Annotated in this window: 20 protein-coding genes, 1 tRNA gene and 1 pseudogene; 14 read left to right on the top strand and 8 right to left on the bottom strand. The window is 64.2% G+C overall.

Translation table 11 applies throughout. The features are described 5' to 3' along the window. Positions 1-246 precede the first annotated feature (246 nt). The gene (locus tag ETQ85_RS05475) at positions 247-3,096 is read right to left on the bottom strand and encodes a response regulator (protein WP_148578051.1); all 2,850 of its coding nucleotides are present in this window, start codon (positions 3,094-3,096) and stop codon (positions 247-249) included. 259 nt (positions 3,097-3,355) lie between these two features. Next, positions 3,356-4,396 carry an adenosine deaminase gene (locus tag ETQ85_RS05480; protein WP_148578052.1) on the bottom strand — a complete coding sequence of 347 codons (1,041 nt, stop codon included), beginning with the start codon at positions 4,394-4,396 and terminating at the stop codon, positions 3,356-3,358. Between the two features lie 179 nt (positions 4,397-4,575). Here ETQ85_RS05480 and ETQ85_RS05485 point away from each other — a divergent pair, with 179 nt between their 5' ends. Further along, on the top strand, positions 4,576-5,145 hold the full coding sequence (locus ETQ85_RS05485) for a PEP-CTERM sorting domain-containing protein (protein WP_187394588.1): 570 nt from the start codon (positions 4,576-4,578) through the stop codon (positions 5,143-5,145). A gap of 37 nt (positions 5,146-5,182) precedes the next feature. On the opposite strand, the gene ccoG is transcribed toward ETQ85_RS05485, so the two are convergent. Next, positions 5,183-6,595 (bottom strand): cytochrome c oxidase accessory protein CcoG, encoded by a 1,413-nt coding sequence (ccoG, locus tag ETQ85_RS05490; protein ID WP_148578054.1) that lies wholly within the window; start codon positions 6,593-6,595, stop codon positions 5,183-5,185. 519 nt (positions 6,596-7,114) lie between these two features. On the opposite strand from ccoG, the pseudogene ETQ85_RS27420 reads away from it, so the two are divergent. The 9 genes and pseudogenes from ETQ85_RS27420 to ETQ85_RS05530 all read left to right on the top strand — a co-directional run. Further along, positions 7,115-7,465 (top strand): annotated as a pseudogene (locus ETQ85_RS27420) (methyl-accepting chemotaxis protein); the annotation flags it as partial. 27 nt (positions 7,466-7,492) lie between these two features. After that, the gene (locus ETQ85_RS27425) at positions 7,493-7,882 is read left to right on the top strand and encodes a CZB domain-containing protein (RefSeq protein ID WP_246128637.1); all 390 of its coding nucleotides are present in this window, start codon (positions 7,493-7,495) and stop codon (positions 7,880-7,882) included. Between the two features lie 103 nt (positions 7,883-7,985). Beyond that, entirely contained in the window at positions 7,986-9,233 is a 1,248-nt protein-coding gene (locus tag ETQ85_RS05500) for a SpoIIE family protein phosphatase (protein WP_148578056.1), read from the top strand. 254 nt (positions 9,234-9,487) lie between these two features. Next, positions 9,488-10,963 (top strand): xanthine dehydrogenase small subunit, encoded by a 1,476-nt coding sequence (gene xdhA / locus ETQ85_RS05505; RefSeq protein ID WP_148578057.1) that lies wholly within the window; start codon positions 9,488-9,490, stop codon positions 10,961-10,963. After that, entirely contained in the window at positions 10,960-13,278 is a 2,319-nt protein-coding gene (xdhB, locus tag ETQ85_RS05510; RefSeq protein ID WP_148578058.1) for a xanthine dehydrogenase molybdopterin binding subunit, read from the top strand. Before xdhA ends, xdhB begins: the two co-directional genes overlap by 4 nt. Beyond that, positions 13,275-14,288 carry a xanthine dehydrogenase accessory protein XdhC gene (xdhC, locus tag ETQ85_RS05515; protein WP_148578059.1) on the top strand — a complete coding sequence of 338 codons (1,014 nt, stop codon included), beginning with the start codon at positions 13,275-13,277 and terminating at the stop codon, positions 14,286-14,288. Before xdhB ends, xdhC begins: the two co-directional genes overlap by 4 nt. After that, the gene (guaD, locus tag ETQ85_RS05520) at positions 14,288-15,601 is read left to right on the top strand and encodes a guanine deaminase (protein WP_148578060.1); all 1,314 of its coding nucleotides are present in this window, start codon (positions 14,288-14,290) and stop codon (positions 15,599-15,601) included. The genes xdhC and guaD overlap by 1 nt, the downstream gene beginning before the upstream one ends. A 100-nt stretch (positions 15,602-15,701) precedes the next feature. Then, positions 15,702-15,977, top strand: a complete 276-nt coding sequence (locus tag ETQ85_RS05525; RefSeq protein ID WP_148578061.1) for a type II toxin-antitoxin system prevent-host-death family antitoxin — start codon at positions 15,702-15,704, stop codon at positions 15,975-15,977. Continuing rightward, on the top strand, positions 15,977-16,372 hold the full coding sequence (locus ETQ85_RS05530; RefSeq protein WP_148578062.1) for a type II toxin-antitoxin system RelE/ParE family toxin: 396 nt from the start codon (positions 15,977-15,979) through the stop codon (positions 16,370-16,372). Before ETQ85_RS05525 ends, ETQ85_RS05530 begins: the two co-directional genes overlap by 1 nt. 255 nt (positions 16,373-16,627) lie before the next feature. Here the strand turns inward: ETQ85_RS05530 and ETQ85_RS05535 are convergent, their stop codons facing one another. Both ETQ85_RS05535 and ETQ85_RS05540 read right to left on the bottom strand, forming a co-directional pair. Beyond that, positions 16,628-17,686, bottom strand: a complete 1,059-nt coding sequence (locus tag ETQ85_RS05535) for a PDDEXK nuclease domain-containing protein (protein WP_148578063.1) — start codon at positions 17,684-17,686, stop codon at positions 16,628-16,630. 11 nt (positions 17,687-17,697) lie between these two features. Continuing rightward, positions 17,698-18,228: a restriction endonuclease subunit S gene (locus tag ETQ85_RS05540; protein WP_222862067.1), complete on the bottom strand. Its 531-nt coding sequence runs from the start codon at positions 18,226-18,228 to the stop codon at positions 17,698-17,700. A gap of 271 nt (positions 18,229-18,499) precedes the next feature. Here ETQ85_RS05540 and ETQ85_RS05545 point away from each other — a divergent pair, with 271 nt between their 5' ends. The 3 genes from ETQ85_RS05545 to ETQ85_RS05555 all read left to right on the top strand — a co-directional run bounded on the left by ETQ85_RS05545 (position 18,500) and on the right by ETQ85_RS05555 (position 23,154). Further along, complete coding sequence (locus tag ETQ85_RS05545) at positions 18,500-19,702, top strand: MFS transporter (protein ID WP_148578064.1); 1,203 nt, start codon at positions 18,500-18,502, stop codon at positions 19,700-19,702. Between the two features lie 95 nt (positions 19,703-19,797). Then, entirely contained in the window at positions 19,798-21,174 is a 1,377-nt protein-coding gene (locus tag ETQ85_RS05550; protein ID WP_148578065.1) for a GGDEF domain-containing protein, read from the top strand. A gap of 54 nt (positions 21,175-21,228) precedes the next feature. Then, positions 21,229-23,154, top strand: a complete 1,926-nt coding sequence (locus ETQ85_RS05555; protein ID WP_148578066.1) for a B12-binding domain-containing radical SAM protein — start codon at positions 21,229-21,231, stop codon at positions 23,152-23,154. A 5-nt stretch (positions 23,155-23,159) separates the two neighbouring features. On the opposite strand, the gene ETQ85_RS05560 is transcribed toward ETQ85_RS05555, so the two are convergent. After that, positions 23,160-23,834: a PEP-CTERM sorting domain-containing protein gene (locus ETQ85_RS05560; RefSeq protein ID WP_148578067.1), complete on the bottom strand. Its 675-nt coding sequence runs from the start codon at positions 23,832-23,834 to the stop codon at positions 23,160-23,162. 240 nt (positions 23,835-24,074) lie between these two features. Here ETQ85_RS05560 and ETQ85_RS05565 point away from each other — a divergent pair, with 240 nt between their 5' ends. Next, positions 24,075-24,386: a hypothetical protein gene (locus tag ETQ85_RS05565; protein ID WP_148578068.1), complete on the top strand. Its 312-nt coding sequence runs from the start codon at positions 24,075-24,077 to the stop codon at positions 24,384-24,386. Positions 24,387-24,475: 89 nt separating this feature from the next. Here ETQ85_RS05565 and ETQ85_RS05570 read toward each other — a convergent pair. Both ETQ85_RS05570 and ETQ85_RS05575 read right to left on the bottom strand, forming a co-directional pair. Continuing rightward, a tRNA-Leu gene (locus ETQ85_RS05570) sits at positions 24,476-24,560 on the bottom strand. 157 nt (positions 24,561-24,717) lie between these two features. Further along, positions 24,718-26,007 (bottom strand): dicarboxylate/amino acid:cation symporter, encoded by a 1,290-nt coding sequence (locus tag ETQ85_RS05575; RefSeq protein ID WP_148578069.1) that lies wholly within the window; start codon positions 26,005-26,007, stop codon positions 24,718-24,720. Between the last annotated feature and the right edge of the window lie 37 nt (positions 26,008-26,044).

Here is a 26,044-nt window from a genome sequence, read left to right on the forward strand (position 1 = left end):
CGACTGTGCAAGAAAATCAAAAACAGGCACGCAGTCTACCAAAAATTCAATCGCCATAATCCCGAACGATTTTGTTAATCAGTCTTGAATACCGACAGATCCTTCCTCTGGCCTACGGCGTGCAGTTTCCGCTCCCCACAACAAGATCGTCGTGACCGGGCCGGACAAACACCCCGTATACGCCCACCTCACCGCCGCCCGACCGGAGACCGAAGATCGTGAAGGTATGGAAAAGATGCTGGCCGGCTACGGCGTCGGGAGCAGGTGGAGGGCCTCGTTCAGGCCTCCCAGCTCGGCCCGGCATTCGTCCGCCAGGTGCTTGATGACAGACTCGCCGGCGCCATTGCGCAAACCGTCCTCCATCGCGGCGGCCAGCGCGGCAACACGCTGGGCACCGAGCAATCCGGCGATCCCCTTCAGGCCGTGCGCGAGGGCCTGTGCAGCATCGCGCTCACCGGCCTGCAGGCGCGCGCACAGATGCGTGATTTCCTGCTCGCTGCTGCTGATGAAGCGGGCCAGCTGCGCACAATAAGCGACGATCTGCTCTGTCGAGGAGAGCCAGGAAGAGCCGGCCTTGAGTCCGGGAATCTGCAGCACGGCACGGCTCAACGCGTTGTCGCAGTCCGGCGCGGTATCGCTGACAACGCTAAAGTCGGGCAACCATTGGCCCAGGACCGTCGCGAGCATGGCCGGCGTCACCGGCTTGCCGAGGTGGCTGTTCATGCCGGCGGCCAGGCAACGCTGGCGATCCTCGATAAATGCATTGGCCGTCAGCGCGATGATGGGCACCTCGCAGCCCCCCGGCAATGCGCGGATGGCGCGGGTAGCGTCAAGACCGTCCATCCGGGGCATCTGCATGTCCATCAGGATCAGGTCATACGAACGCGCCTGCACGCACTCGATGGCCTCGATGCCGTCGGAAGCCACATCCCCCGAACAACCGAGAATTTCCAGCATCTCGAGCAGCATTTCCTGGCTCTGCGGATGGTCCTCGACGAGCAAGACGCGCGACCCCTGGAAACTGTCCGTCAAGGCCATGGCCGGCGCCACGACCGTGCTCGGCACGGTTGCGGTGGCACGGGGCAGGACCACTTTGAAACTGCACGTACAGCCCACACCCGGCTGACTGTCGACCTTGATTTCGCCCCCCATGCAGGACACCAGATGCTGGCTGATGGTCAGGCCCAGTCCGGTCCCGCCATACTTGCGGGTCGTCGATGCATCAAGCTGGGTAAAAGGTTCGAACATGTGCGCCTGATCGACCAGGGCAACCCCGCAGCCGGTATCCGTGACACTGAAGCGCAAAGTGCAGCTCATGGCATCCTCGGCCACACAAACGATACCCAGGCGCACCCCGCCCTGGTCGGTGAATTTGATGGCATTGCTGCACAGGTTGATCAGAACCTGGGTCAGCCGCAAGGGATCACCCTGCAGGGACAGGTCGTGCAAGGCAGGTGCGATTTCGGCAATCAGGGTCAATCGCTTTTCTCGCGCCCGATCCCTGAACAGGTGCATGATCCGATCGACCACCGTACCGAGACGAAAGTCGGCGCTGTCGATGACGAATCGCCGGGCTTCGATCTTGGACAGATCCAGGAAATCGTTGATCAGGGACAGCAGATGCTCGGAGCTGTCGCACAGCCGGTCCAGCTTGCGCCGCGGGCCGGGCAGGGTGACATCCCGACGCAGCAGCTGGCCAAGACCGATGATGACGTGCAGCGGTGTGCGGATTTCGTGACTCATGTTGGCGACGAACGCACTCCTGGCCTTCACGGCCGCGTCGGTAACCTCCTTGGCCTCCCTCATCGCCTGCTCCGCCAGCTTGCGCTCGGTGATGTCACGGGCCGACACGTACAGTTCGGTCCCTCCGTCCCGCTCGATACGGGCAGCAGTAAGCTCCACCTCGACGACTTCGCCATCGCAACGCTGCAGCGCACTCTCGAAGACCGGGCGGGGCGCACCGGCGGCCAGCCGGGAGAGCATCAACTCGATGTCAGCAGCCGCATAGCGCGCCTCCCAGCGCGACAAAGGCATGTTCAGCAGCTCGCTGCGCGTGTAGCCCAGCATTTTGCACAGCGCATCGCTGACCTCCAGCACCCGGCCTTGCATGTCGAGGACATACACCCCGTCGCTGGCGCTTTGAAGCAGCATGCGGCGTCTCTCACTCTCCCTCACCAGCGCCGCGCCGGCAACACTCTGACGCATCCAGTAACGACAGACCAGCCATGCGGAAACCAGTGTCAGCACGATCGCCAGCCCGGCGAGTACGCTCAGCCGCTGCACCTCTGCGCGCCAGCCGCTCAAATAGTCGTCGGTAGCCAGCCCCACCGTAATGTAGAAAGGGTAGCCAGAGAGCTTGCGATAAGCGTTGATCCGTTCGATACCGTCCAGCAGACTGGTCGCCACATAAGTGCCTGCGAGCGGCTGGGCATCCATGGCGGTACGCACCTCGGCGGAGGCGGTATTACTGCCGCTCACGCCCTGTCGCGTCTGCAGGGAGGGATGACTGACCACCATGTTGAGCCCTTCGGTGCGCATGCTGATGGCGCCGAAACTGCCCAGTTGCATGCCTGCAAACAGGCGCTCGAAACGCTCAAGCGGAATACTGGCGTGGGCGATGCCGGCCAGGGTACCGTCCGGGTGGTTCAAGCGCCGGGCCAGAACGATCACCCACTTGCTGCTGCTACGACCAAACAGCGGCCCGGACACCACCAGATCCGCGGCAGGATCGTCACGCAAGCGGATGAAGTAATCCCGGTCGGCAATATTCAGCGTTGCGTTGGCCGGCGCACCGCGCCCGAGCCAGACAGTCCCGGCCGTGTCGGCAATCCGCAGGGAGTTCAGCTCCGGAGCGATGGCCTTGTGTTCCTCCGCCAGCCTTTCCAGTGCCTGTGCATGGAAGCCGCGCCCCCTGATCTGCCGCTCGGCATCGAGAACCACGGACTGGAGCGACACGTCAGCCTTGTCGATGATCGCGATGAGGTACTGCTCCAGCAGCATCGACAGGTTCTGCGTGGTGATGCGCGCCTGCTCACGGCTGCGGATCAGGCTCTGGTGCGCAGCCAGCGCAGTCAGCCCGACGATCACCGCAAGCATCACACAGGCAGCACCGGCAACCCATCCAAGAAAGGCTTTTTCGGCCAGTCTGGCGGGCGGGGGATTATCGTCTTGGCGAATCAACGCATTTCACGAGAATGAATTGACACAATGTTGAACACAGCAAAGCAAGAGCATCCTGCAATACGGCTGCATGTCCCACTTTAATGCGTGAATGCCATTTGTGCGACAAGGAGGCGGCAACAAAAAAGGGCAGCTCGCAGGCCACCCCTGTTTTTCCGCATTCATCAGCAGCGGTTTACCCGCAGCCCGGCGACACTCCTGCGGCCGCAAAATACTTGTCCAGCCGGGCAATCCAGCCGGCCTTTTCCGTGGCCTTCGCAAAGCTCGCCTCGAAACTGTTGCGGGCCAGCCGGTACCAGGTGGCGGCATCGAAGTGAAAGGCTTCCTGCACGGCACGGATGTTGTCGTTGAGGTAACCGCCAAAATAGGCCGGGTCGTCGCTGTTGAGGGTTACCCGGGCACCTGCCGCCAGCAGGCGCGGCAAAGTGTGCTCGCTCATCCTGGCGAATACACACAGGCGAGTATTGGATAGGGGGCAGACCGTCAGCGGAATGCCCTCGCGCACCAGGCGCGCCAGCACGGCCTCGTCTTCCACCGCCCGCACGCCATGGTCGATACGCTGGGCACCGAGCAGGTCGAGCGCTTCGGTGATGTAGGCCGGCGGACCTTCCTCGCCGGCGTGAGCAACCACCGGCTTGCCGAGTTCGCGGCAGCGGGCAAACAGGCGGACAAACTTCGACGGCGGATGGCCTTTTTCGGATGAATCCAGCCCGAAGCCGTGGATCCGTTCGAGCCACGGTTCGACTTCGGCCAGCGTCGCCAGACATTCTTCTTCCGGTAGATGACGCAGGAAGCACAGGATCAGCCGACCGGAGATGCCGTAGCGCGCCAGGCCTTCGGCGAGTCCGTCCTCGAGCCCTTCGAGCACGGTCGTAAAGGGAATGCCGCGGGCGGTGTGGGTCTGCGGATCGAAGAAGACCTCCACGTGAATCACCTTGTCCGCCGCCGCCCTTTTCAGGTAGGCGAGCATCAGGTCGTAAAAATCTTCCCGGGTCCTCAGCACGTCGGCGCAGGCGTAGTACAGGTCGAGAAAGCTCTGCAGGCTGTCGAAGGCGTAGGCGGCCTTGAGGGCAGCTTCGTCGGCGTAGGGCAGCGTGATGCCGTTGCGACGGGCCAGGGCGAAGGCCAGCTCCGGCTCAAGGGTGCCTTCGATATGCACATGAAGTTCGGCCTTGGGCATGCCAAGGGCGAGAGTCAGCGGGTCGGGTGCGGTCATGGGTTTCTCCGGGTGGCGTCTTGCTTAATTGTAGGTCGCCACGCCCAAGCTTTGGAGAAACGATCGAAAATGCAAAACATATACCTTAAAAGCATATAATTCACACACCCTCAATGAATAAAGTCACAAAAACATCAGCGCATTGCAGGGTAAAAGCCTTCACCACTCCGGTCCTAGACATGATCAAAAATCGTACCCTCAACCGCCTTGCTGCGGTTGCCAGCCTCGGTCTGGCTGCTTTTTGTGCTTCCGCCCAGGCAAGCACCTATAACCTCTACCAGGACGGCTTCGCCGGTGGTGGCTCGGTCTCCGGTTACTTCACCGGCAGCGATCTGGACGGCGACGGCATGGTCATCGGCGTTGCCGGCATGGCCGATGAAATCACCGACTTCCATCTCGCCTATTCCGGCGGCACCCTGGTCGGGGCCTTCACCGTCGATTACGCCGACTTTCTCCAGTCACTGATGTCTGGCGGGGGCATGATCTACCAGCTCGGCTCGCACACCATCGGCACCGACCCTGGCAGCCTGACCGACGGCGCAATCCTGGTCATCGACTTCGACGCCAGCCTGACCGGGCAGCACGCAATTCTGGTCGGCCCCTTCATGACCGGCAGTGCAGGCTATGTCGGCAATCCGAATGGCGTTGGCGACGTCACGCTAGCGCCGATGACCGTTCCCGAACCCGGCACCCTGGCCCTCGCCACGCTCGCCTCCCTGGGCCTGCTCGGCATCCGCCGCAAGCACTGAAACAGCGCCCCGACCGGCCACGCAAGTGGCTGGCCGCTCAGGGCAGCCAGAATTTCGCGGCTTCCTCGACCTGCACATCGGGGCTCCCCACATCGGCCAGCGTAAAACGCATGGCTCGCGCGCCATGCAGATTCTCGGCCTGTTCGGCGCCCACCCGCACGGTGATCGTCGCCGATGCGGCGGCAGCGCCGGGCACAGTCACCGTCTCCGGGCGGGCCAGATGAATGCCCTCGATGCCCGCCACGCTCACCGCGTAGGTTCGGGTCACTTCACTGGTGTTGATGAGTTGCAGGTGGAAGACGTTCTCGATGCTGCCATCGTCGGCCTCGCGGGACATCACCCCGCGGTCGCGCACGATGTCCACGCGCAACGGCGGCCGGTGGGTGAGCGACCAGGCGGTAGCGGCACTCAGAATCAGGAACACCGCCGAATAGACCAGCGTACGCGGACGGAAGGCCCGCTTGACGATCTCGCTGCGCCCCAGCCCGCCCTTCAGCGCATTCTCGGTGGAATAGCGGATCAGCCCGCGCGGGTAGTCCATCTTGTCCATCACCTGGTCGCAGGCATCGATGCACGCCGCACAGCCGATGCACTCCACCTGCAGCCCGTCGCGAATGTCGATACCGGTCGGACAGACCTGCACGCAGATCCCGCAATCGACGCAGTCGCCCAGCCCCTGCTGACGCGGGTCAGCCTTCTTCGAGCGCCCTCCCCGCGGATCGCCACGCGCTTCATCGTAGGTAATGATCAGCGTGTCCGAGTCGAACATCACGAACTGGAAACGAGCATACGGGCAGATGTACTTGCACATCTGCTCGCGCAGGAAACCCGCATTGCCGTAGGTCGCCGCCCCGTAAAACAGGATCCAGAAAATCTCGGCACCCGTCATCGACAGCGTCAGCGCCTCGTTGCCCAGATCGCGGATCGGCGTGAAATAGCCGACGAAGGTGATCCCGGTCCACAAGGACAGGACGATCCACAGCGTGTGCTTGAGGCTCTTCTTGCCGAGCTTGGAGGACGTCATCGGCGCCGCGTCCAGCTTCATGCGCGCCGGACGATCGCCCTCGATCAACTGCTCGATCCATAGAAAGATTTCCGTATAGACGGTTTGCGGGCAGGTGTAGCCACACCACAAGCGCCCGGCCACCGCCGTAAAAAGAAACAACGCCAGCGCCGACAACACCAGCAGGATGGCCAGATAAATGGTGTCCTGCGGCCACAGCACCAGATCGAACAGATAAAAGCGCCGCGCCTCCAGATCGAACAGCACCGCCTGGCGCCCGTTCCACGGCAGCCAGCACAGGCCGTAGAAAATGAGCTGGGTCAGCCACACGAAGCCCCACCGCCAGCGTTGGAAGAAACCCTCGATGGTGCGTGGATAAACCTTCGGTTCAGCCTTGAACAACGGCTGGATCGGGATGATGCGCTGCGGCTTGGGCTGTTCGGGCATGGGCGAATGAGTGCCTATAAGATATACATAATATACATCTTCTATGTTAGCAATGCGCTGCCGGATGCGCAATGTCGTCAACCTCCGGCCTGCCTTGATCGCCATCAAGGCTGCCAACTCAATACCCGATCAAATTACTCAACATTAAACACGCGCATTCAGACGGATGCCGGAGGAAACATGTTTGGTTCAAAGACAAGACGGGAACTGGCAGAAGCCCTGGCCGAAAACACGGCAGCCGGAGCCCGGACGCAGTCGCTTCACGACGAGCTGGCCGCAACACAAGCCCGCCTGGCCAGGGCCGAGGCCGAGAACCTGCGTCTCACGACGCGCCAGGCCCTGCTGGACGGCGTACTGGGCAACATCCCGCGCTTTGGCGAATCGCTGTCGGGCATTCGACAATCGTTCTCGGGGCTGTCGGACCAGTTGAATGAAGACAAGGCATCGGCCCTCACCGCCGCCACCGAATCCGATGCCAACCGGGCCGCCTTCCAGAAGATTGCCGACGACCTCCTCTCCATGTTCGAGCGGATCAGCGCCGCCGGCAGCAGCATCGAAGGTTTGTCGCAGCGGGCGGCGGAAATTGGCGGCATCGTCCAGCTCATCCGCGAAATCGCCGAACAGACCAACCTCCTGGCCCTCAACGCCGCCATCGAGGCGGCCCGCGCCGGCGATGCCGGCCGGGGCTTTGCGGTGGTAGCCGACGAAGTACGCAAACTGGCCGAACGCACCGCCAAGGCGACGACCGAGATCGGCGGCCTTGTGACCGGCATCCAGGCGGAAACCGGCCAGGCCAAGAAGATCATGGAGGTCGGGGCCGGCGCGGCGGCCAGCCACGGCGCCGAAAGCCAGGCCGCCATGCACAGCATGCAGCGTCTACTGGGGCTTTCGCAGCACATGCAGAACACCATTGCCTCATCCTCGCAACTGGCCAATGCCGAACTGGCCAACATCGAGGAGCTGACCCTCAAGCTCGAGGTCTACAAGGTGCTGCTCGGACTTTCCGGACTGCAGGCACGCGACCTGCCGGACGAAACCCAATGCCGCCTCGGCCGCTGGTATTACGAAGGCGAAGGGCGCGCCGCATTCTCGCGCCTGCCTGGTTACCGGGAAATGGAAGCCCCCCACAAGGCGGTGCACGACTACGCCCGCCAAGCCGTGGAGCGCTACCGCAGCGGCGACTTCTCCGGTGCCCTGGAAGCCCTGACCTGCATGGAAGAGGCCAACCTGACAGTGATGTCCGGCATGGAGCGGATCCTCGCCCACGGCCCTGGACGGGGAACCTGACGGCATACGGCACGAACAGCGCAAGATCGGGACGCCGGCGCCGTTAATGAAGACCGAAGCCGCCGCGGGGTGGCTGTCGCAGCCCTTGCCGGAGAGAGAGTCCATGTCGAATACCAACGGCGCCCACCCGGGCACCGCAGCCACCGAGCCGACCCACCCCACCGCCTTCGCCGTCACCCTGATGGAGCACTTGGTGGTGCCCACTTTCGTGCTCGACGCCGAGCAGCGGGTGATCGTATGGAACCGGGCCTGCGAACGCCTCACCGGCATCCCTGCCAGCCAGGTGATGGGCACCCGCGAACACTGGCGGGCCTTCTACGACGCACCGCGCCCATGCCTGGCCGACCTGGTGGCCACCAGTGACTGGAGCGCCATCAACAAGCTCTACACAACACATGACGACCCGAGTACCCCGGACCATGGCGTACATGCCGAAAACTGGTGCAGCATGCCGGCCCGCGGCGAGCAGCGTTATCTGGCGGTGGACGCCGGCCCGGTCTTCGACGGTGCCGGACAGCTCATCGCGGTTGTCGAAACCCTGCGCGACAACACCGACAGCAAGCTGACCCAGCTTCGCGTGCAGGAACAAGCCAGCATCCTGCAGATTCATTACGAGCAAAACCAGCGCGAAGCCGAAATGGCCCGACGCATCCTCGACCACCAGATCCGCAGCGACCTGATGCTCCAGTCCGGCGTGAAATACGCGGTCATGCCGGCCACCAACTTCTCGGGCGACATGGTCCTCGCCGCCCGCGCGCCCGACGGCCGGCTCTACGCCATGCTGGCCGACGCCACCGGCCACGGCCTGGCCGCGGCAGTCAGCGTACTGCCCGTGGTGCAGGAGTTCTACCGCCTCGTCGAGCAGGGCCAGCCGCTCATCAGCATCGTCGAATCGATCAACTTCGTGCTCGTCAATTCACTGCCGATGGGCCGCTTCGTGGCTGCTGCGCTGGTCTGTCTGGATGAAGGGAAGCACCAGGGCGAAGTGTGGGTCGGCGGCATTCCGGACGTGATGTTGATCGACACCGCACACCAGTACGTGCGGCGCTTCGACTCCCGCTGCCTGCCGCTGGGCGTCAGCCGCGAGGCGGATGCCATCGGCAGTGTGGAAAATTTCACCTGGGACAGCCCGGCGCGACTGGTGATGCTCTCCGACGGGGTGGTTGAAGCCACCTCCGCGGCGGGCGAAGCCTTTGGCGAAGCGCGCCTGCTCGAAGCCCTCACACACACCCACACGCAGAACGACGACCTGATCGGCAGCCTCCACGCCGCCCTCAACGCTCACCTGAAAGGCGCCGCCGCCCATGACGACATGTCGGTACTGGTCATCGGCTGCCCGGCCACGCCGTAATCAGCACAGCCGGGCGTAGCGCACGGTCCAGCGGCTGTCCGCGACACAGCCGTTTTCGGTTTTCAAATCCGCCCTGACTGCGGCGCCAGCCGGCACACCATGGCGCAATACAAGGCGCATCAGGGCCGAAAGACGCGGGCAAAACCTCATCGCGCAAACATCGCGCGGGGGCGGATCACATCCATATCCGCCACCCGCCGCGGTGTGTTAACGTCAAGCTCTCCCCTGCCACCCAGAGCAAGCGAGCCTGAGCCATGAGTGAAAGAACCATCCAGTTCTACTTCCGCGGCGCGATCCGGCAACTTGAAGGTGCCGCGCCAACCCGCACGGTACTGCAATACCTGCGCGAGGACGCGCACGCCACCGGCACCAAGGAAGGCTGTGCCGAGGGCGACTGCGGCGCGTGCACGGTGGTGCTCGGAGAAAAGGTGGATGGCGCGCTGCAACTGCGGGCGGTCAATGCCTGCCTCCAGTTCGTACCCACCCTCGACGGCAAGGCGCTGTTCACCGTCGAAGACCTGGCCGCCATCGGCCCGTCCGCCAGAACCGGCCTGCTCCACCCGGTGCAGCAGGGACTGGTGGACCGGCACGCCTCCCAGTGCGGCTTCTGCACGCCGGGTTTCGCCATGTCGCTGTTCGCCCTCTACGAGAACAACCCGCAATGCCCGAGCCGCGCCGCCGTCTGCGACGCGCTATCGGGCAACCTGTGCCGGTGCACCGGCTACCGGCCGATTCTCGACGCAGTGCCCGCCGCCTACACCCGGAAACGGGTCAGCCTCGACCGGCCCGCGGTGCTGGCCGCCCTCGATGAAATGGCCGCGCTGCCGACCCTCGACTATGCCGCTGCCGGGCAACGCTTCATCGCCCCGCGCAGCCTGGCCGAACTGGCCGCCACCCGCCTGGCGCGCCCTCAAGCCCGCCTGCTGGCCGGCGCCACCGACGTGGGCTTGTGGGTCACCAAGCAGTTGCGCCAACTCGACGACCTGATCTACCTGGGCGCAGTGCCCGAGCTGAAGGTCATCCGCGTCGATGAAGAAAGCCTCTTCATCGGCGCTGGCGTCAGCCTCACCGATGCCTTCGACGCCCTCAATACGTTCGAACCCGCCTGGGCCGAGCTGGCCCGCCGCTTCGCCTCGACACCGATTCGCAACGCCGGCACCCTTGGCGGCAACCTCGCCAACGGCTCGCCCATCGGCGACGCCATGCCCGGCCTGATCGCCCTCGGCGCACAGATCGTGCTGCACAAGGGCGAGCAGAGGCGTCGGCTGCCACTGGAAGACTTCTACCTGGCCTACCAGCAAACCGCCCTGACACCCGGTGAATTCGTGCAGGCCGTGCTGATTCCAGCGCCGCCGGCCGGCCAGCTGTTCCGCACCTGGAAAGTCGCCAAGCGCACGGATCAGGACATCTCCGCGGTATGCGGCGCCTTCGCGCTGACGCTGACCGACGACATCGTCAGCCAGGCCCGCATCGCCTTCGGTGGTGTTGCCGCCACGCCGCTGCGCGCCCGCGCCACCGAACGCTTCCTGCTCGACAAGCCGTGGTGCGCCGCCACCGTCGAGGCCGCCATGGACGTGCTGAAAAACGAGTACACACCGCTGTCCGACCTGCGCGCCTCCGCCGCCTACCGGCGCCAGGTCACGGCCAGCCTGCTGCGCCGCCTGTGGCTGGAAAACAGCGCTGCGTCCGGCATGCCGGTGCGCCTCGCCGATGTGGAGACCCTGCCATGAACGCCCCCTACCGCAGCCCGCCCCCGGGCATCGGCGCCGGCCTGCCCCACGAGAGCGCCCACCTGCACGTCGCCGGCACGGCCAGCTATACCGACGACCTGCCGGAACCCACCGGCACCCTGCACGCCGCGCTGGGCCTGTCGAACGTGGCCCACGGACGCATCCGCGCCATCGACCTGTCGGCCGTGCGTGCGGCCCCCGGCGTGCGCGCAGTCATCGTGGCGGCCGACATTCCCGGCGTAAACGACTGTGGCCCGGTGAAGCACGACGACCCGATTCTCGCCGACGGCCTGGTGATGTTCCACGGCCAGCCACTCTTCGCCGTCGCCGCCGACAGCCACGAGCAAGCCCGCCGCGCGGCCCGCCTGGCAACGCTAGACATCGACGCGCTGCCAGCCATCCTCAGCGCCGAAGCCGCCGCCGAGGCAGCGTCGTGGGTGCTGCCGCCGGTCGATGTGCGCCGGGGCGACGCCGAGGCCGCCCTCGCCGCCGCCCCCCACCGCCTGGCCGGCCAGGTCACACTGGGTGGCCAGGAGCACTTCTACCTCGAAGGCCAGATCGCCTGCGCCATCCCCGGTGACGACAACACGCTGCACGTCCATAGTTCCACCCAGCATCCCACCGAGATGCAACACGCAGTGGCCCACGCGCTGGGCTGGCGGGCGCACCAGGTCACCGCCGAATGCCGGCGCATGGGCGGCGGCTTTGGTGGCAAGGAATCCCAATCGGCCCAGATCGCCTGCGTCGCCGCCGTGCTGGCGGTGCGCACCGGCCGGGCGGTCAAGCTGCGCCTCGACCGCGACGACGACATGCGCATCACCGGCAAGCGTCACGACTTCCACATCCAGTACGAGGCCGGTTTCGACGATGGCGGCGTGCTCCACGGCCTCAAGCTGCACCTGGCCTCGCGCTGCGGCTTTTCGGCCGACCTGTCGGGACCGGTGAACGACCGGGCAGTGTTCCATGCCGACAACGCCTACTACCTCGACGCGGTGGCCATCCGCAGCCTTCGCGGCCTAACCCACACGGTTTCGAATACCGCCTTCCGCGGTTTTGGCGGACCGCAGGGCATGTTCGCCATTGAATCGGTCATCGACGACATCGCCCGCCACCTGCAGCTCGACCCGCTGGCCGTACGTCAGGCCAACTTCTACGGCGACAGCCAAGGCGCGCTGCGCAACACCACCCACTACGGCATGAAGGTCGAGGACAACGTGATCGCGCCCCTCGTCGCCCAGCTGGCGCGGGACGCGGACTACGCCCGCCGGCGCGACGCCATCACCACCTTCAACGCCACCAGCCCGGTCATCAAGCGCGGCCTGGCGCTGACGCCGGTGAAGTTCGGCATCTCCTTCACCGCCACCTTCTACAACCAGGCCGGGGCGCTGGTGCACGTCTATAACGACGGCACGGTGCTGGTCAGCCACGGCGGCACCGAGATGGGCCAGGGCCTGTACACCAAGATCCGGCAGATCGTCGCCCACGAATTCGGCCTGCCGGTCGAGGACGTGCGGCTCTCCTCCACCGACACCAGCCGGGTGCCCAACACCTCGGCCACCGCCGCCTCATCCGGCACCGATCTCAACGGCAAGGCGGCCCAGGTGGCCTGCCAGACGATCCGCCGACGCATCGCCGGCTTCGTCGCCGAACGGCTGGGGGTCAGCGCGGACGCCGTGATCTTCACCGCCGGACAGGTCAGTGCGCCGGGCTTCGACGCCACCTTCGCCCAGGTGGTGGCGGACGCCTACCGGGCCCGCGTGCAACTGTGGGACGCCGGCTTCTACAAGACACCCAGGATCCACTACGACCCGGTCACCATGCAGGGCCGCCCCTTCTACTACTTCGCCTATGGCGCCGCGGTCAGCGAAGTGGCCATCGACACCCTCACCGGCGAATACAAGGTGCTGCGCGTGGACATCCTTCACGACGTGGGCAAGAGCATCAATCCGGCCATCGACATCGGCCAGATCGAGGGCGGCTTCATCCAGGGCATGGGCTGGCTGACCACCGAGGAGCTGGTCTACAAGGCCGACGGCAGCCTCGCCACCCACGCCCCGTCCACCTACAAGATCCCCGCCGTCTCCGACCTGCCGCCGGTCTTCAACGTGCGCCTGTTCGACAACGCCAACGCGGAAGACAGCATCCACCGCGCCAAGGCCGTCGGCGAGCCGCCGCTGATGCTGGCCTTCTCGGTGTTCTTCGCCCTGCGCGACGCGGTGGCGGCAGCCCTCGGGCCGGACGCCCGCCCGCAACTCGATGCCCCTGCCACGCCGGAAGCCATCCTCAAGGCCCTGCATGGCGGCACCCTGGCATGAACGACTGGCTCCTCGCCCTTCCCGACTGGCTGGAGGCCGGACAAGCCGCGGTACTCGTCACCGTCGTACGCACCGACGGCTCGACCCCCCGGGAAGCCGGCGCCAGCATGCTCGTCGGCCATGCCGACAGCCGCGACAGCATCGGCGGCGGCCACCTGGAATGGCTGGCCACCTCTGCGGCCCGCGAAATGCAGGTGACAGGCGACATGCCCCGCCTCATGCGCTTCGCCCTCGGCGCCAGTCTCGGCCAGTGCTGCGGCGGCGTGGTGTGGCTGCTGCTGGAGCGGATCGACCCGCAGCAAGCCGGCCACTGGCGGACCCGTGCCGCAGCCGTCACCACCGGCCAGACCCTGCAGCGCCGACTGGCCTCCGGCGACGCCGCTTCCGGCTGGACCCTGTCCGCAGCGCAGCCGGACGAGCTGCCCCGTTTTCGGCATGACGGCGAACACTGGGCCTTCGAACAACAAGTGGCCGCAAGCCGCTTTCCGGTGCGCCTGTTCGGCGCCGGCCACGTGGGCGAAGCCATCGCCCGCGCCCTCGCCCCGCTGGGCGCCCAGATCAGCTGGATGGACGGCCGCGACGGAGCCTTCCCGGCCGAGCTGCCGCCGGGCGTCACCGCCATCGCCAGTGACACACCCACCGCCGAGGTGCGCAGCGCCCCGCCGGGCAGCTACTTCCTGGTTATGACCCACAGTCACAGCCTTGACTTCGAACTCTGCGAGGCCATTTTCGCCCGCCGCGATTTCGCCTACTTCGGCCTGATCGGCTCGGCCACCAAGCGCGCCACCTTTGCACATCGCCTGCTCGCCCGCGGACTCGACCCGCAGCGCCTCACCGAACTCACCTGCCCGATCGGCATCGCCGGCATCCGCAGCAAGCATCCCGCCGCCATCGCCGCCGCCGTCGCCGCCCAACTGCTGCAGGTGAAGGAAGCCCGCGAAGAAGGCCCGCACGATGCCACCCTGGCCCACCCCAATCCCCTGCTTGCACGACAATTCATGGAGGCCTGATGAGCACCAAAAAACAAGATGTCCTGGTTCGCGGACAGATCCTCCACTACCTCACCGATCCCGGCCCGGGCGACGATCCGGCGGCGTGGGAGTACTTTGACGACGGCGCCCTGTGGATCGTCGACGGCCACGTCCAGAGCGTCGGCCCGTGGGCGGTCGTCACCGCCAACCTTGCCCCGCAGGTCCGCGAGGCCGCCAGCTTTCACGACCACCGCGGCAAGCTGGTCCTGCCCGGCCTGGTGGACACCCACATCCACTACCCGCAAGCCGGCGTAATCGGCTCTTTCGGGCGGCAGTTGCTCGACTGGCTCAACGACTACACCTTCCCGGCCGAAGCGCGCTTCGCCGATTACAGCGAGGCTGAACGTAGCGCCGCCTTCGTCGTCGACCGCCTGCTCGCCCACGGCACCACCACCGCCTCGGTGTTCGCCACCGTGCACGCCCATTCGGTGGATGCCTTCTTCAGCGCCGCCGAGGCCAAAGGCCTGCGCATGCTGTGCGGCAAGGTGCTGATGGACCGCCACTGCCCGGACAACCTGCGCGACAGCGCCGCATCGGGCCGCGCCGACAGCCAGGCCCTGATCGAACGCTGGCACGGCCGCGGCCGCCTTGGCTACAGCCTCACGCCGCGCTTCGCCCCCACCTCGACGCGGGAGCAACTGCAGGCCACCGGCGAACTCTTCCAGGCCCGCCCCGACTTGCACCTGCAAACCCACCTCGCCGAAAACCCCGCCGAAATCGCCTGGGTGCAGGCACTCTTCCCCGAGCGCAGCAGCTACCTCGACGTCTACGCCCACTACGGCCTGCTCGGCCCGCGCAGCATCTACGGCCACTGCATCCACCTGAGCCCCGCCGAGCGCGCCGACATGGCCGCCGCCGGCGCCGCCGCGGCCTTCTGCCCCACCTCCAACCTCTTCCTCGGCAGCGGCTTTTTCGACTACGCCGCCAGCACCGCCGCCGGCATGCGCGTCGGCCTCGCCACCGACGTGGGCGGCGGCACCAGCTTCAGCCTGATCCGCACCCTGGGCCAGGCCTACGCCATCAGCCAGACCCACGCCACGCCCCTGTCGCCGATGCGCGGCTGGTACCTGGCCACCCTCGGCGGCGCCCGCGCGCTCTACCTGGAAGCGCACATCGGCAACTTCCAGCCCGGCCACGAAGCCGACTTCGTCGTCCTCGACTGGGCCGCCACCCCGGAACTCGCCTGGCGCATGGACCGCACGCAAACACTCGCCGAACGGCTCTTCGCACTGATGATCCTCGGCGATGAACGCTGCGTGGTGGCCACGCATGTGATGGGGGAGCGGGTGTAATCAACGGCCATTGCAGGGGCCGGAGGAGGACATGCCCAAAAGCCCAGCACCACGGTGTTTGATACACTATTCTTTAACGTATTCGTTAAGGAGTTTTGCCATGAGCTTCACTGCCCAAGATGTTGTGCCGATCAGCGAGGCACGTGCTCGTCTGACCGAGCTGTCCGATGAAGTGGTGGCCGGGGCTGAAAAGCTGCTGACCAAGAACGGTGCGGCCTACGTTGCCATCGTCGATGCGAAAAAACTCGACTACTACCACGCCCTGGAAGCGGAACACGCCAGCCTGGTGCTGCTGACGGAGGCTGAGACCGGGTTGCGGGAGGTACTGGCCGGGCATCGCCTATCCAACGCGGACCTCCTGAAAGCGCTGTCCTGATGGCCTTGCCGTCCACCGCCAAGGTCGAAGCCGCCCCCAATTTCCTGGCTAATCTGGACGCGGCTCAGCACTTCTTTCAAGCCCAGGATGCCGCCTCTGCAGAGGCGCGATCAGCCAAGCTGAAAGCAGACCTCAGGGAAATGGTCACTGTGCTGGCGTGGTCTCCGGCCAGTGGTCGGCCCGCACGCTTTCTGTCTGCAAAATCTGCACAGGCAAGGCTAAGAGCCAACGCCGTTCAGCAACTGGCAGAGCAAGCGGGTTTGCCTCACTTGCGCGAGTACCTTGTCAGCCATCACATCATTCTGTACGCACACTCCGACACGGATGTTGTGTTGCTGGCTTTGAAGCACCAGCGGCAGTTGGTATACGCAGCCGATCATTTCACCACCCCATAAACCCCTTTCTTCATATGAAGAACCCCAAACCTCACATCACAAAATCATTTTGCGATGTGAGGAAATGATTTCGGCACGCCACCCTGGCTTTTTGTCACGTGACAAAATCATTCCGTGATTTGACCCAAGCCGTGGGATACATCACCCAAAGGTTTTTTCATATGAAATAAAGTTTTTGCCATATGAAAAAATTATTTTTCCATATGGCAAAACGGTTTTTTCTGCCGAGTCGATGCGGTGGCGGTGCGCTCTTGCTCATGCCAGCCCTGTTCCAGGAATGCTCTGTGCAGTGTTTTGGGCTTCATCCAGGATCGCCCGCTCGCGCTCGATCTCGCAGCGCAGCTCTTCTTCACTGGGCAGGATCAGGCGATATTTACTGGCAAACAACTGCTCGCTGTCGTGCAGCACCGAGTAGCGCACCACGGAATGATCCTTGTGCTCGCAGAGCAGGATGCCGACGGTGGGGTTGTCATCCGGGCCGCGTTTGAGATCGTCGTACATGCGGACATACATATCCATCTGCCCGATGTCCTGATGCGTCAGCTCATGGGTTTTCAGGTCGATCAGCACAAAACACTTGAGCAGGTAGTTGTAGAACACCAGATCAATGTAGAAATCCTTGCTTTCGGTGCTGATGCGTTGCTGACGGGCGACGAAGGCAAAGCCCTTGCCCAGTTCCAGCAGGAAAGCCTGCAACTTATCCATCAACGCCTGTTCCAGCGTCGATTCCAGCAACTTGCCGCTGCCCGGGAAGCCGAGGAATTCCAGCATCACCGGGTCACGGATGAATTCGCGCGGCGCTTGTTTCAGGGCTTGAAGATTGGCATCGGCTTCGGCCGTGACAGCATGCCGGTCTTCGCTCAGCAGCAGGCGTTCGTAATACAAGGTGCCGATCTGGCGTTCCAAGGCGCGGGAACTCCAGTTCTGCGCGGCGGCTTCGTTCATGTACCACTGCCGGGCGTCCGCGCTCTCCACGCGTACTAGCGTGCGGTAGTGGGTCCAGCTCAATTCGTGACGCAGTGCGTCACGAATTGGGAAGGCCTGATAAAACAGCCGCATGTAACGCAAATTCGAGGCATCGAACCCTTTGCCAAATTCGCGGGTCAGGTTTTCCGCCAGACTGGACAGCAGCTTTTTGCCGTAGGCAGCACGATTCTCGCCACCCTGTTCAAATTCGACGATATGCCGCCCCACTTCCCAGCAAGTCTGCACCTGCACCATGTCCACCGCCCGCAAGGCACGTTGGCGGCCCTGCGCGATTAGCTCGCGCAGGGCGGCGAGCAGAGGGTGCGGCAGGCTGGGTTGATCGTTCATGCGGGTCTCCTTCACGCCACCGTGACCTGACCATTCATCAGCAGGGGGAGGAGCCAGTCGCGGAGTTGGGCGAGTTGCTGGTTTTCCTGCTCAAGCAAATCTTGCCGCTTAAGAATTGGCTCGACCGCGTTCGTGAAATGCTCGACAACACTAGATTTAGGCAGGCAGATTTTTACTGTTTTTAGCACTGCACCAGAAACTTCCTTGAAGGTTGAGCCTGAAGCGTACTGGGTAATCGTTTTCAAAGAACTTTTGACCGTGTAGTAAATGAATGCCGTCGAATAACCACTGGTCGGGACGAAGGACTTAAAGCCCTGATTAGTTGTCAGTTCGTTACGCGCAATCGCCATGTATCCGATGGGTGCGCGTGAACTAAGTAGTACCGTTCCAGCGGGGTGCATTTTCAGCGAAGCGCTCTTGATGCCTTCGTCGGAGACATCTTGTACTCCTCGGGTGATGAACTTATTACCTTGATTGCCGGAGAGGTCATACGGGGTAACCAATATCTTCCCTAGCCAAGCCGGGCCAGATGCAGGATGCACGGAATCTTGACCCGTGAGTCTTCACTGAAAATCATCAGAGCTGAGCTCCCTTATTGTTCTTGCTGCACGGGGTTGCTTGAATCTTCATCAGTCTAACAAAGGCTGGCTTAACTCAAGACACCATGGCCGACAACCAGACAGAGCAGGACGCGAACCCGAGAATCGGACGCTACGTCGCTTGCGTTGTCGGACTGAAGTCCGACCCACAGAACCCTGGCGGGCTAGACGGCCTAGAATTGCGGGTCTGCATCCGCATTGCGCTCCCCACTCCATGCCGCCCTTCCTCCGCGCTCTCAATTCCCGCAACTACCGTATCTACTTTGCCGGCCAGCTGATTTCCCTGGCTGGCACCTGGATGCAGCAGATCGCCATGGTGTGGCTGGCCTACCGGCTGTCGGGCTCGGCTTTTGTGCTGGGCATGGTCGGGTTTGCCAGCCAGATTCCGATCCTCGTTTTCGGGGCCCTCGGCGGGGTGGTCACCGACCGCTTCGACAAGCGCCGCCTGCTCATGGCCACCCAGGCCCTGTCGATGGTGCAGGCGGTGGTGCTGGCCGGGCTGGCGTGGTTCGACGCGGCCACGCCGGGGCACCTGATCGCCATGGCCTTCAGCCTGGGCATCATCAACGCCCTCGACGTGCCGACCCGTCAGGCCATTGCGGTGCAGCTGGTGGACGACAAGGCCGATCTGCCCAACGCCATCGCGCTGAACTCCTTCCTGATGAACATCGCCCGCTTCGTCGGCCCGACGCTGGCCGGCTTCGTGGTGGCGCTGGTCGGCGAGGCGGTGTGCTTCCTGCTCAATGCCGCGTCCTACCTGGCCGTGCTGCTGGCCCTGCTGGCCATCCGCCTGCCCGCCGGCGGCGCCCGCAAGCCGTCCGCCCCGCCGCTGCAGGCCCTCAAGGAAGGGCTGGCCTACACCGTCGCCCACACAGGCATCCGTTCGTCGCTGATCCTGGTGGCGATGACGAGCTTTCTGGCCGCCCCCTACGTAGTGCTGATGCCGCTCTTTGCGAAGGAAATCTTTGGCGGCGATGCGCGCCTGTTCGGCCTGCTGGTGGGCTGCTCCGGGGCCGGCTCGCTGCTCGGCAGTGTGTACCTGGCCACCCGCAAGGACACCGCCGGGCTGGCCGCCCTGGTGTCGCTGGCGGCACCAACGGTGGGCCTGGCGGTGGCCCTGTTCGCCCTGTCGCCGAGCCTGTGGATGGCCATGCCGGTGCTGTTCGGGCTGGGCCTGTTCATCATCATCACCGTAGCGGGCAGCAACACGCTGATCCAGACCCAGGTGGACAACGATTTCCGCGGCCGGGTGATGGCCCTGTTCACGATGGCCTTTCTGGGCGTGGCGCCGCTGGGCAGCTTTGCGGTCGGCAGCCTGGCCCACGCCTTCGGGGTGCGGCCGACCCTGCTGGCCTGCGGGGTACTGACCGTCACCGCCGGGCTGGCTTACCGGCGCAGCCTGCGCCATGCCGTATAAATAGCCGTGACAAACGTAACGGAAACAGTCTTGCACCGACGCCCCTGACTCCCTTATGTTGTCAGTCTCAAAACAATAAAAGAGGACGTCACCCCATGCCAAGCACATCCCGTCTGGCCCAGGAAACCTGGCAGGCACTGGCGGAAACGTCCTCCACGACCGTCCGCAACAGCGTTGCCGAAATCATCGAACGCGACAAGCTTGAGCTGGCCAGTGCGTTTTACCGGCACATGCTGTCCGACCCCGGTGCGGCCCCTTTCCTGTCCGTTTTCGCCGTCGAAGAAAAGCTCAAGCCGGGGCTACAGCGCTGGATGGAAGTGCTGTTCTGCCACCGCAGCGTCGACGAACTGGCGGCCGCCCTCGCCCTGCAAAAACACGTGGGCGAAGTGCATGCCCGCGCCCAGATCCCCGTCAACCTGGTGGCCCGCGGCCTGCGCCTGCTCAAGCACGAGATCAACACGCGCCTGCTCGAAACCGGCCTGAGCCGCGAAGACCTGATCCACGCCGTGCTCTACGTGGACCGCCTGACCGACGTGGCCTTCGAGGAAATGAGCGCCGCCTTCATCATCTCGTCCGAACGCAGCGCGCGCACCGACGAGGCCTACAAGATGTTCGAGGCCGGCCGCAACCTGGCCCTGGAACGGGAGAAGCAGTCGGTAGCGATCCTCGAATGGGAAGCCCGCTTTTACCGCATGCTGGCCGCCGGCACCCCCTTCGACGACATCCACACGCTGCAGGATTCCGAGTTCGGCCTGTGGCTGCACCACAAGGCGCCGCTGCTCTTCGAGGACACCCGCGAGCTGCCGCTGATCGAGGAATGCGTGGATCGCATCGACGAGTCGCTCTTCCCGCAGCTGGTCTTCGGCCGTGACAAGAATCTGCAGTCCGAATCCAACCGCGCGCTGGCCAAGGCCGTGCTGGTGGAAGTGGACGAAATCAAGTTCCTGCTGCGCACCATGTTCGATCGCCTGGTGGACCTGGAAGTGGGCCGCGACGTACTGACCCACCTGTTCAACCGGCGCTTCCTGCCTTCCATCCTGAAGCGTGAAATCAGCCTGGCGCGACGCAACGCCGACAGCTTCTGTGTGCTGATGCTCGACATCGACCACTTCAAGCGGGTGAACGACGAGCACGGCCACGACGCCGGCGACCGGGTGCTGCAGCAGGTGGCGGCGCAGATCGTCGCGCAGGTGCGCGCCGGCGACTTCGTCTTCCGCTACGGTGGCGAGGAATTCCTCGCGGTGCTCGCCGAGATCGACGAAGCACGCGCCATGGTGGTTGCCGAGAAGATCCGCCAGCGCATCGAGGAGCTTGAAGTGAGTCTCTCCGGTGGGCGCAGCATCCGCCTCACCGTCAGCATCGGCCTCGCCGCCAACGACGGCCACCCCGATTACCAGCGCCTCATCGACCGCGCCGACCGGGCCCTCTACGTGGCCAAGAACGCCGGCCGCAACCGCATCGCCAAGGCCTGATCCCCGCTATCATTCGGCCCCCACCTGCAGGCCGCCGGCCCGGATACCTCCCCCATGACTGAAGCCACCGGCGCCGCCGCACCCAAACACCCGCCCCGCGTGCTGTCGATCATCCCGCCGATGACGCAGCTCAACACGCCCTACCCGTCCACCGCCTATCTCACCGGCTTCCTGCGCGAGCGGGGCGTGGACGCGGTGCAGGCGGACCTGGCCCTGGCGCTGGTCCTCGAACTGTTCTCGCCCACCGGGCTGGATGCCATCCGCAAGCGCATCCAGGCCATGCCGGCCCGCCAGCGCACGCCGGCCGTAGTGGCTTTTGATGGGCAGTTCGCGCGTTACCAGGCCACCATCGGCCCGGCCATCGCCTTTTTGCAGGGGCGTGACCCGACCATCGCCCACCGCATCGCCAGCCGTGCCTTCCTGCCCGAAGGAGCGCGCTTTGCCTCGCTGGACGTGTACATCGACCCGGACGGCGGCGACCCGCTGGCCTGGGCCTTCGGCGCACTGGGCGTGCAGGACAAGGCCCGCCACCTGGCCACGCTGTACCTCAACGACCTCGCCGACGTGCTCCGCGAGGCCGTCGATGCGCGCTTCGAGTTCGTCCGCTACGCCGAATCGCTGGCCATGGCCCAGCCCACCTTCACGCCGCTGGCCCAGGCCCTGGCCGGCCCGCCGACGCTGGTGGACGAGACCCTCAAGCGCCTCGCGCTGGCGGCCATCGATCAGCACAAGCCGCAAGTGGTGCTGCTGTCGGTGCCCTTCCCCGGCTCGGTATATGCCGCCTTCCGCATCGCCCAGACCATCAAGGCCTTCGATCCGTCCATCGTCACCGTGCTGGGCGGCGGTTTTGTGAATACCGAGCTGCGCGAACTCACCGAGCCGCGCGTCTTCGACTACTTCGACTACCTCACCCTCGACGACGGCGAGCGCCCGCTGCTGGCCCTGCTCGAACACCTCGACGGCAAGCGCGGCCGCTCACGGCTGGTGCGCACCTACGTGCGCGAAGAGGGGCAAGTCCGCTACATCAACCTCGCCGAACCCGACGTGCCCTTCGCCGAAGTCGGCACGCCCACCTGGGACGGCCTGCCACTGGATCGCTACCTGTCGATACTCGACATGCTCAACCCCATGCACCGGTTATGGTCGGACGGGCGCTGGAACAAGCTCACCGTGGCCCACGGCTGCTACTGGAAGAAATGCAGCTTCTGCGATGTGAGCCTCGACTACATCGGCCGCTATGACGGCGTTGCCGCCACCACGCTGGTGGACCGCATCGCGGCCATCGTCCAGGAAACCGGCCAGACCGGCTTTCATCTGGTGGACGAAGCCGCCCCGCCCAAGGCCCTCAAGGCCATGGCCGAAGAGCTGGCGCGGCGCAACCTGTCCATCTCGTGGTGGGGCAACATCCGCTTCGAAAAGTCCTTCAGCCCCGAGCTGTGCCTGCAACTGGCCGACAGCGGCTGCATCGCCATCTCGGGCGGGCTTGAAGTGGCCTCGGATCGCCTGCTCAAGCTGATGAAAAAAGGCGTCTCGGTGGATCAGGTGGCCCGCGTCACCCGCGGTTTCTCCGACGCCGGCATTCTTGTGCACGCCTACCTGATGTACGGCTTTCCGACGCAAACCGTGCAGGACACCGTGGACGCCCTCGAATACGTGCGCCAGCTGTTCGACGCCGGCTGCATCCAGTCCGGCTTCTTCCATCGCTTCGTGTGCACCGTGCATTCGCCGGTCGGCCAGAACCCCGAAGAATACGGCGTCAAGCTCAAGCCCCTGCCGCCGATCAGCTTCGCCAAGAACGACGTCGGCTTCATCGACCCCACCGGCGTCGATCACGACGCGCTCGGCGTGGCCCTCAACAAGGCCCTCTACAACTACATGCACGGCATCGGGCTGGATGAGGACGTGCGCAGCTGGTTCGGCACCAAGGTGCCCAAGACCCGCGTACCGCGCAACTTCATTGCGCGGGCCCTGGGCGACTAATCAGCTCACGCAGCCCCCGGGGCAAGCGCAGCGCTTGTCCGACGACGACGGCTGCGCACTGCCGTCAGCCCGGCCCCCGCCGCCGCCAGGCACGCGAGGGAGCCTGGCTCGGCAACCGAGGCAGACGGCACAGCCGTGGCAACGATCGTGTACTTGAAGCCTTCGGCAACACTCAACGGAGACTCTCCCGTCAGGGACAGCCGCTGACCATCAAAATCACCGGTGTAGGTGCTGTTGACCAGCGACCACCCGGAGCAACCGCCCGAGTAGAGAAAGCACGGATCGTCGCTCGCCGTGAAAGTGGTCCCCGTCACGATGCCGGAGAACGCCGGAAACACGAAACCCAGCGCCGCCGCACCGCCGGTGTCGATGCTCAGGGGTTCAAAACGGATCAGGTCAAGGTCGAAAAAACTTGTCGGATCAAACCAGTAAGGAAACGAAACCGTCTCCTCCTTCACGTCAAAGCTGCCCGACAGGGCAAACGTCTGGGGAGCGGGGGGCGTCGAGCAGTTGCCAAACGGATCGCAGATGGTCGGCCCACTGGAAGTGAAAGTCAGCACGCTCCGGCTCGTATCGATGTTAACGACCACAGCCTGAACGCTCGGGGAAGCACTGCTCAGCAGCAAGCCGACCGCCGCCAGCGCGGTACGCCAGGAACGGTTTGTTTTACGTGTATTCAAGATGGTGTCCTTTGACTCAGTTGAAGGTGTCCACATGGGGAGAAGAAGGCAAAAACCCCCAATGGATATTCATGCAACATTTACGCCAGCCTTCACCGGCATAACCGAATCAACCACTTGACGATGCATCAGTGGAAAAGGGCGGACATCCGCAAATTGCGCTGTAAGAAAAATCGACACGCGCGGCCAGCCAGCTCAGACGTCTAGAATCGCGGCTTTACCGAAACCGAGACTCCGACCATGAAACTCACCCAGCTCCCCATCGGCGCCCGCTTCGAATACGAAGGCCAGATCTTCACCAAGACCGGCCCCATGACCGCCGCCGGCGAAACCGGCGGCCAGCGCATGATTCCGCGCTACGCGGTGCTCAAGCCGATGGACGGCTACACCCCGCCGCCGGAAGCGGAGGCGACACGCACGGTGGACGAGAAAACGGTTCTTGAGGCCTTCGAGACCTATCACGCCATCGCGCTCCGGCTGACGGAAGGGCTGGGGAAAGCCGAGCTGGAACAAGCACGGCGGACGTTTCTGGCGGGGCTGAGTCAGCAATAAACGCCGGAACCCTACAGACGCAAAAAAGGCCGGAACCCTTGATTTCTCTGGGCTTGCCGGCCTGCTTTGGAACGCTTCGGAATTGTTGCTGGTGCCTTGGGCGAGACTCGAACTCGCACGACTTGCGTCACTACCCCCTCAAGATAGCGTGTCTACCAATTTCACCACCAAGGCACGGTCGCGAAGGGGGCGGATTATAGCCGAGGCAGCGCTGGCGTCAATATATTGTTGCCGGTAAAGACATAAAAAAGCGGCCTGACACACGTCAGGCCGCTTTTTCTGGATCTACGGAACGGAATGCAGCGACGGGGTCGCGGTCGCCGGCAACCGGTCAGGCGCGCGCAGGGCTCGCCAGAACCTCGTCGGGAAGCTGGTCATTGAGGGCCAGTTCCATCTTTTCCATGTCCAGCTCGTTTTCGGAGCGGGAGATCACCACCGTGGCCACCGCGTTGCCGATGATGTTGGTCAGCGCCCGGGCTTCGCTCATGAAGCGGTCGATGCCGAGGATCAGCGCCATGCCGGCGATGGGGATCGTCGGGACCACTGCCAGCGTGGAAGCCAGGGTGATGAAGCCGGCACCGGTGATGCCGCTGGCGCCCTTGGAAGTGAGCATGGCCACGCCGATGATGGTCAGCTCCTGGGTCATGGTCAGTTCGGTGTTGGTGGCCTGGGCGATGAACAGGGCCGCCATGGTCATGTAGATGTTGGTGCCGTCCAGGTTGAAGGAGTAGCCGGTGGGCACCACCAGACCCACCACCGAGCGGGAGCAACCCATCTTTTCGAGCTTGAGCATCAGCTTCGGCAGGGCCGACTCGGAAGAGCTGGTACCCAGCACGATCATCAGTTCGTCACGAATGTATCTGATGAACTTGAAGATGCTGAAGCCGGTGTAGCGGGCAATGCCGCCCAGCACGACGATGATGAAGAGGATGCAGGTGAGGTAGAAGGAGCCCATCAGCTTGGCCATCGGCACCAGCGAGCCGACGCCGTACTTGCCGATGGTAAAGGCCATCGCACCGAAGGCACCCAGCGGGGCAAGCTTCATCACGGAATTGACGATACCGAACAGCACGTGGGAAACCTGCTCCACGAAGTGGAACACCGGCTTGCCCTTCTCGCCCATTGCCGACAGGGAGAAGCCGAACAGGATGGCCAGCAGCAGCACTTGCAGGATGTCGCCCTTGGCGAAGGCATCCATGAAGGTATTGGGGATGATGTTGAGGATGAACTCCACCGTAGACTGGGCGTGCGCCTTGGCGGCGTAGCCTTCGATGGCCTTGGTGTCGAGGGTGGACAGATCGGCATTGAAGCCGGCGCCGGGCTTGAGGGTGTTGGCCACCACGAGGCCGATCACCAGGGCAAAGGTGGAGACGATTTCGAAGTAGAGCAGCGCCTTGCCGCCCACCCGACCGACCTTCTTCATGTCTTCCATGCCGGCGATGCCGTGCACCACGGTACAGAAGATCACCGGCGCAATGATCATCTTGACCAGCTTGATGAAGCCGTCACCCAGGGGCTTCAGGTCGACCCCCAGCTTGGGCTCGAAGTACCCCAACATCACGCCACAGGCGATGGCGAACAGCACCTGCACGTACAAAACCTTGTAGAACGGCTGCTTCATGACGGCTTTTCTCCGGTGTTATGTCTATGCCTTGCAG

The sequence above is a fragment of the Zoogloea oleivorans genome, from assembly GCF_008107625.1.
Classification (GTDB): Bacteria; Pseudomonadota; Gammaproteobacteria; order Burkholderiales; family Rhodocyclaceae; genus Zoogloea; species Zoogloea oleivorans.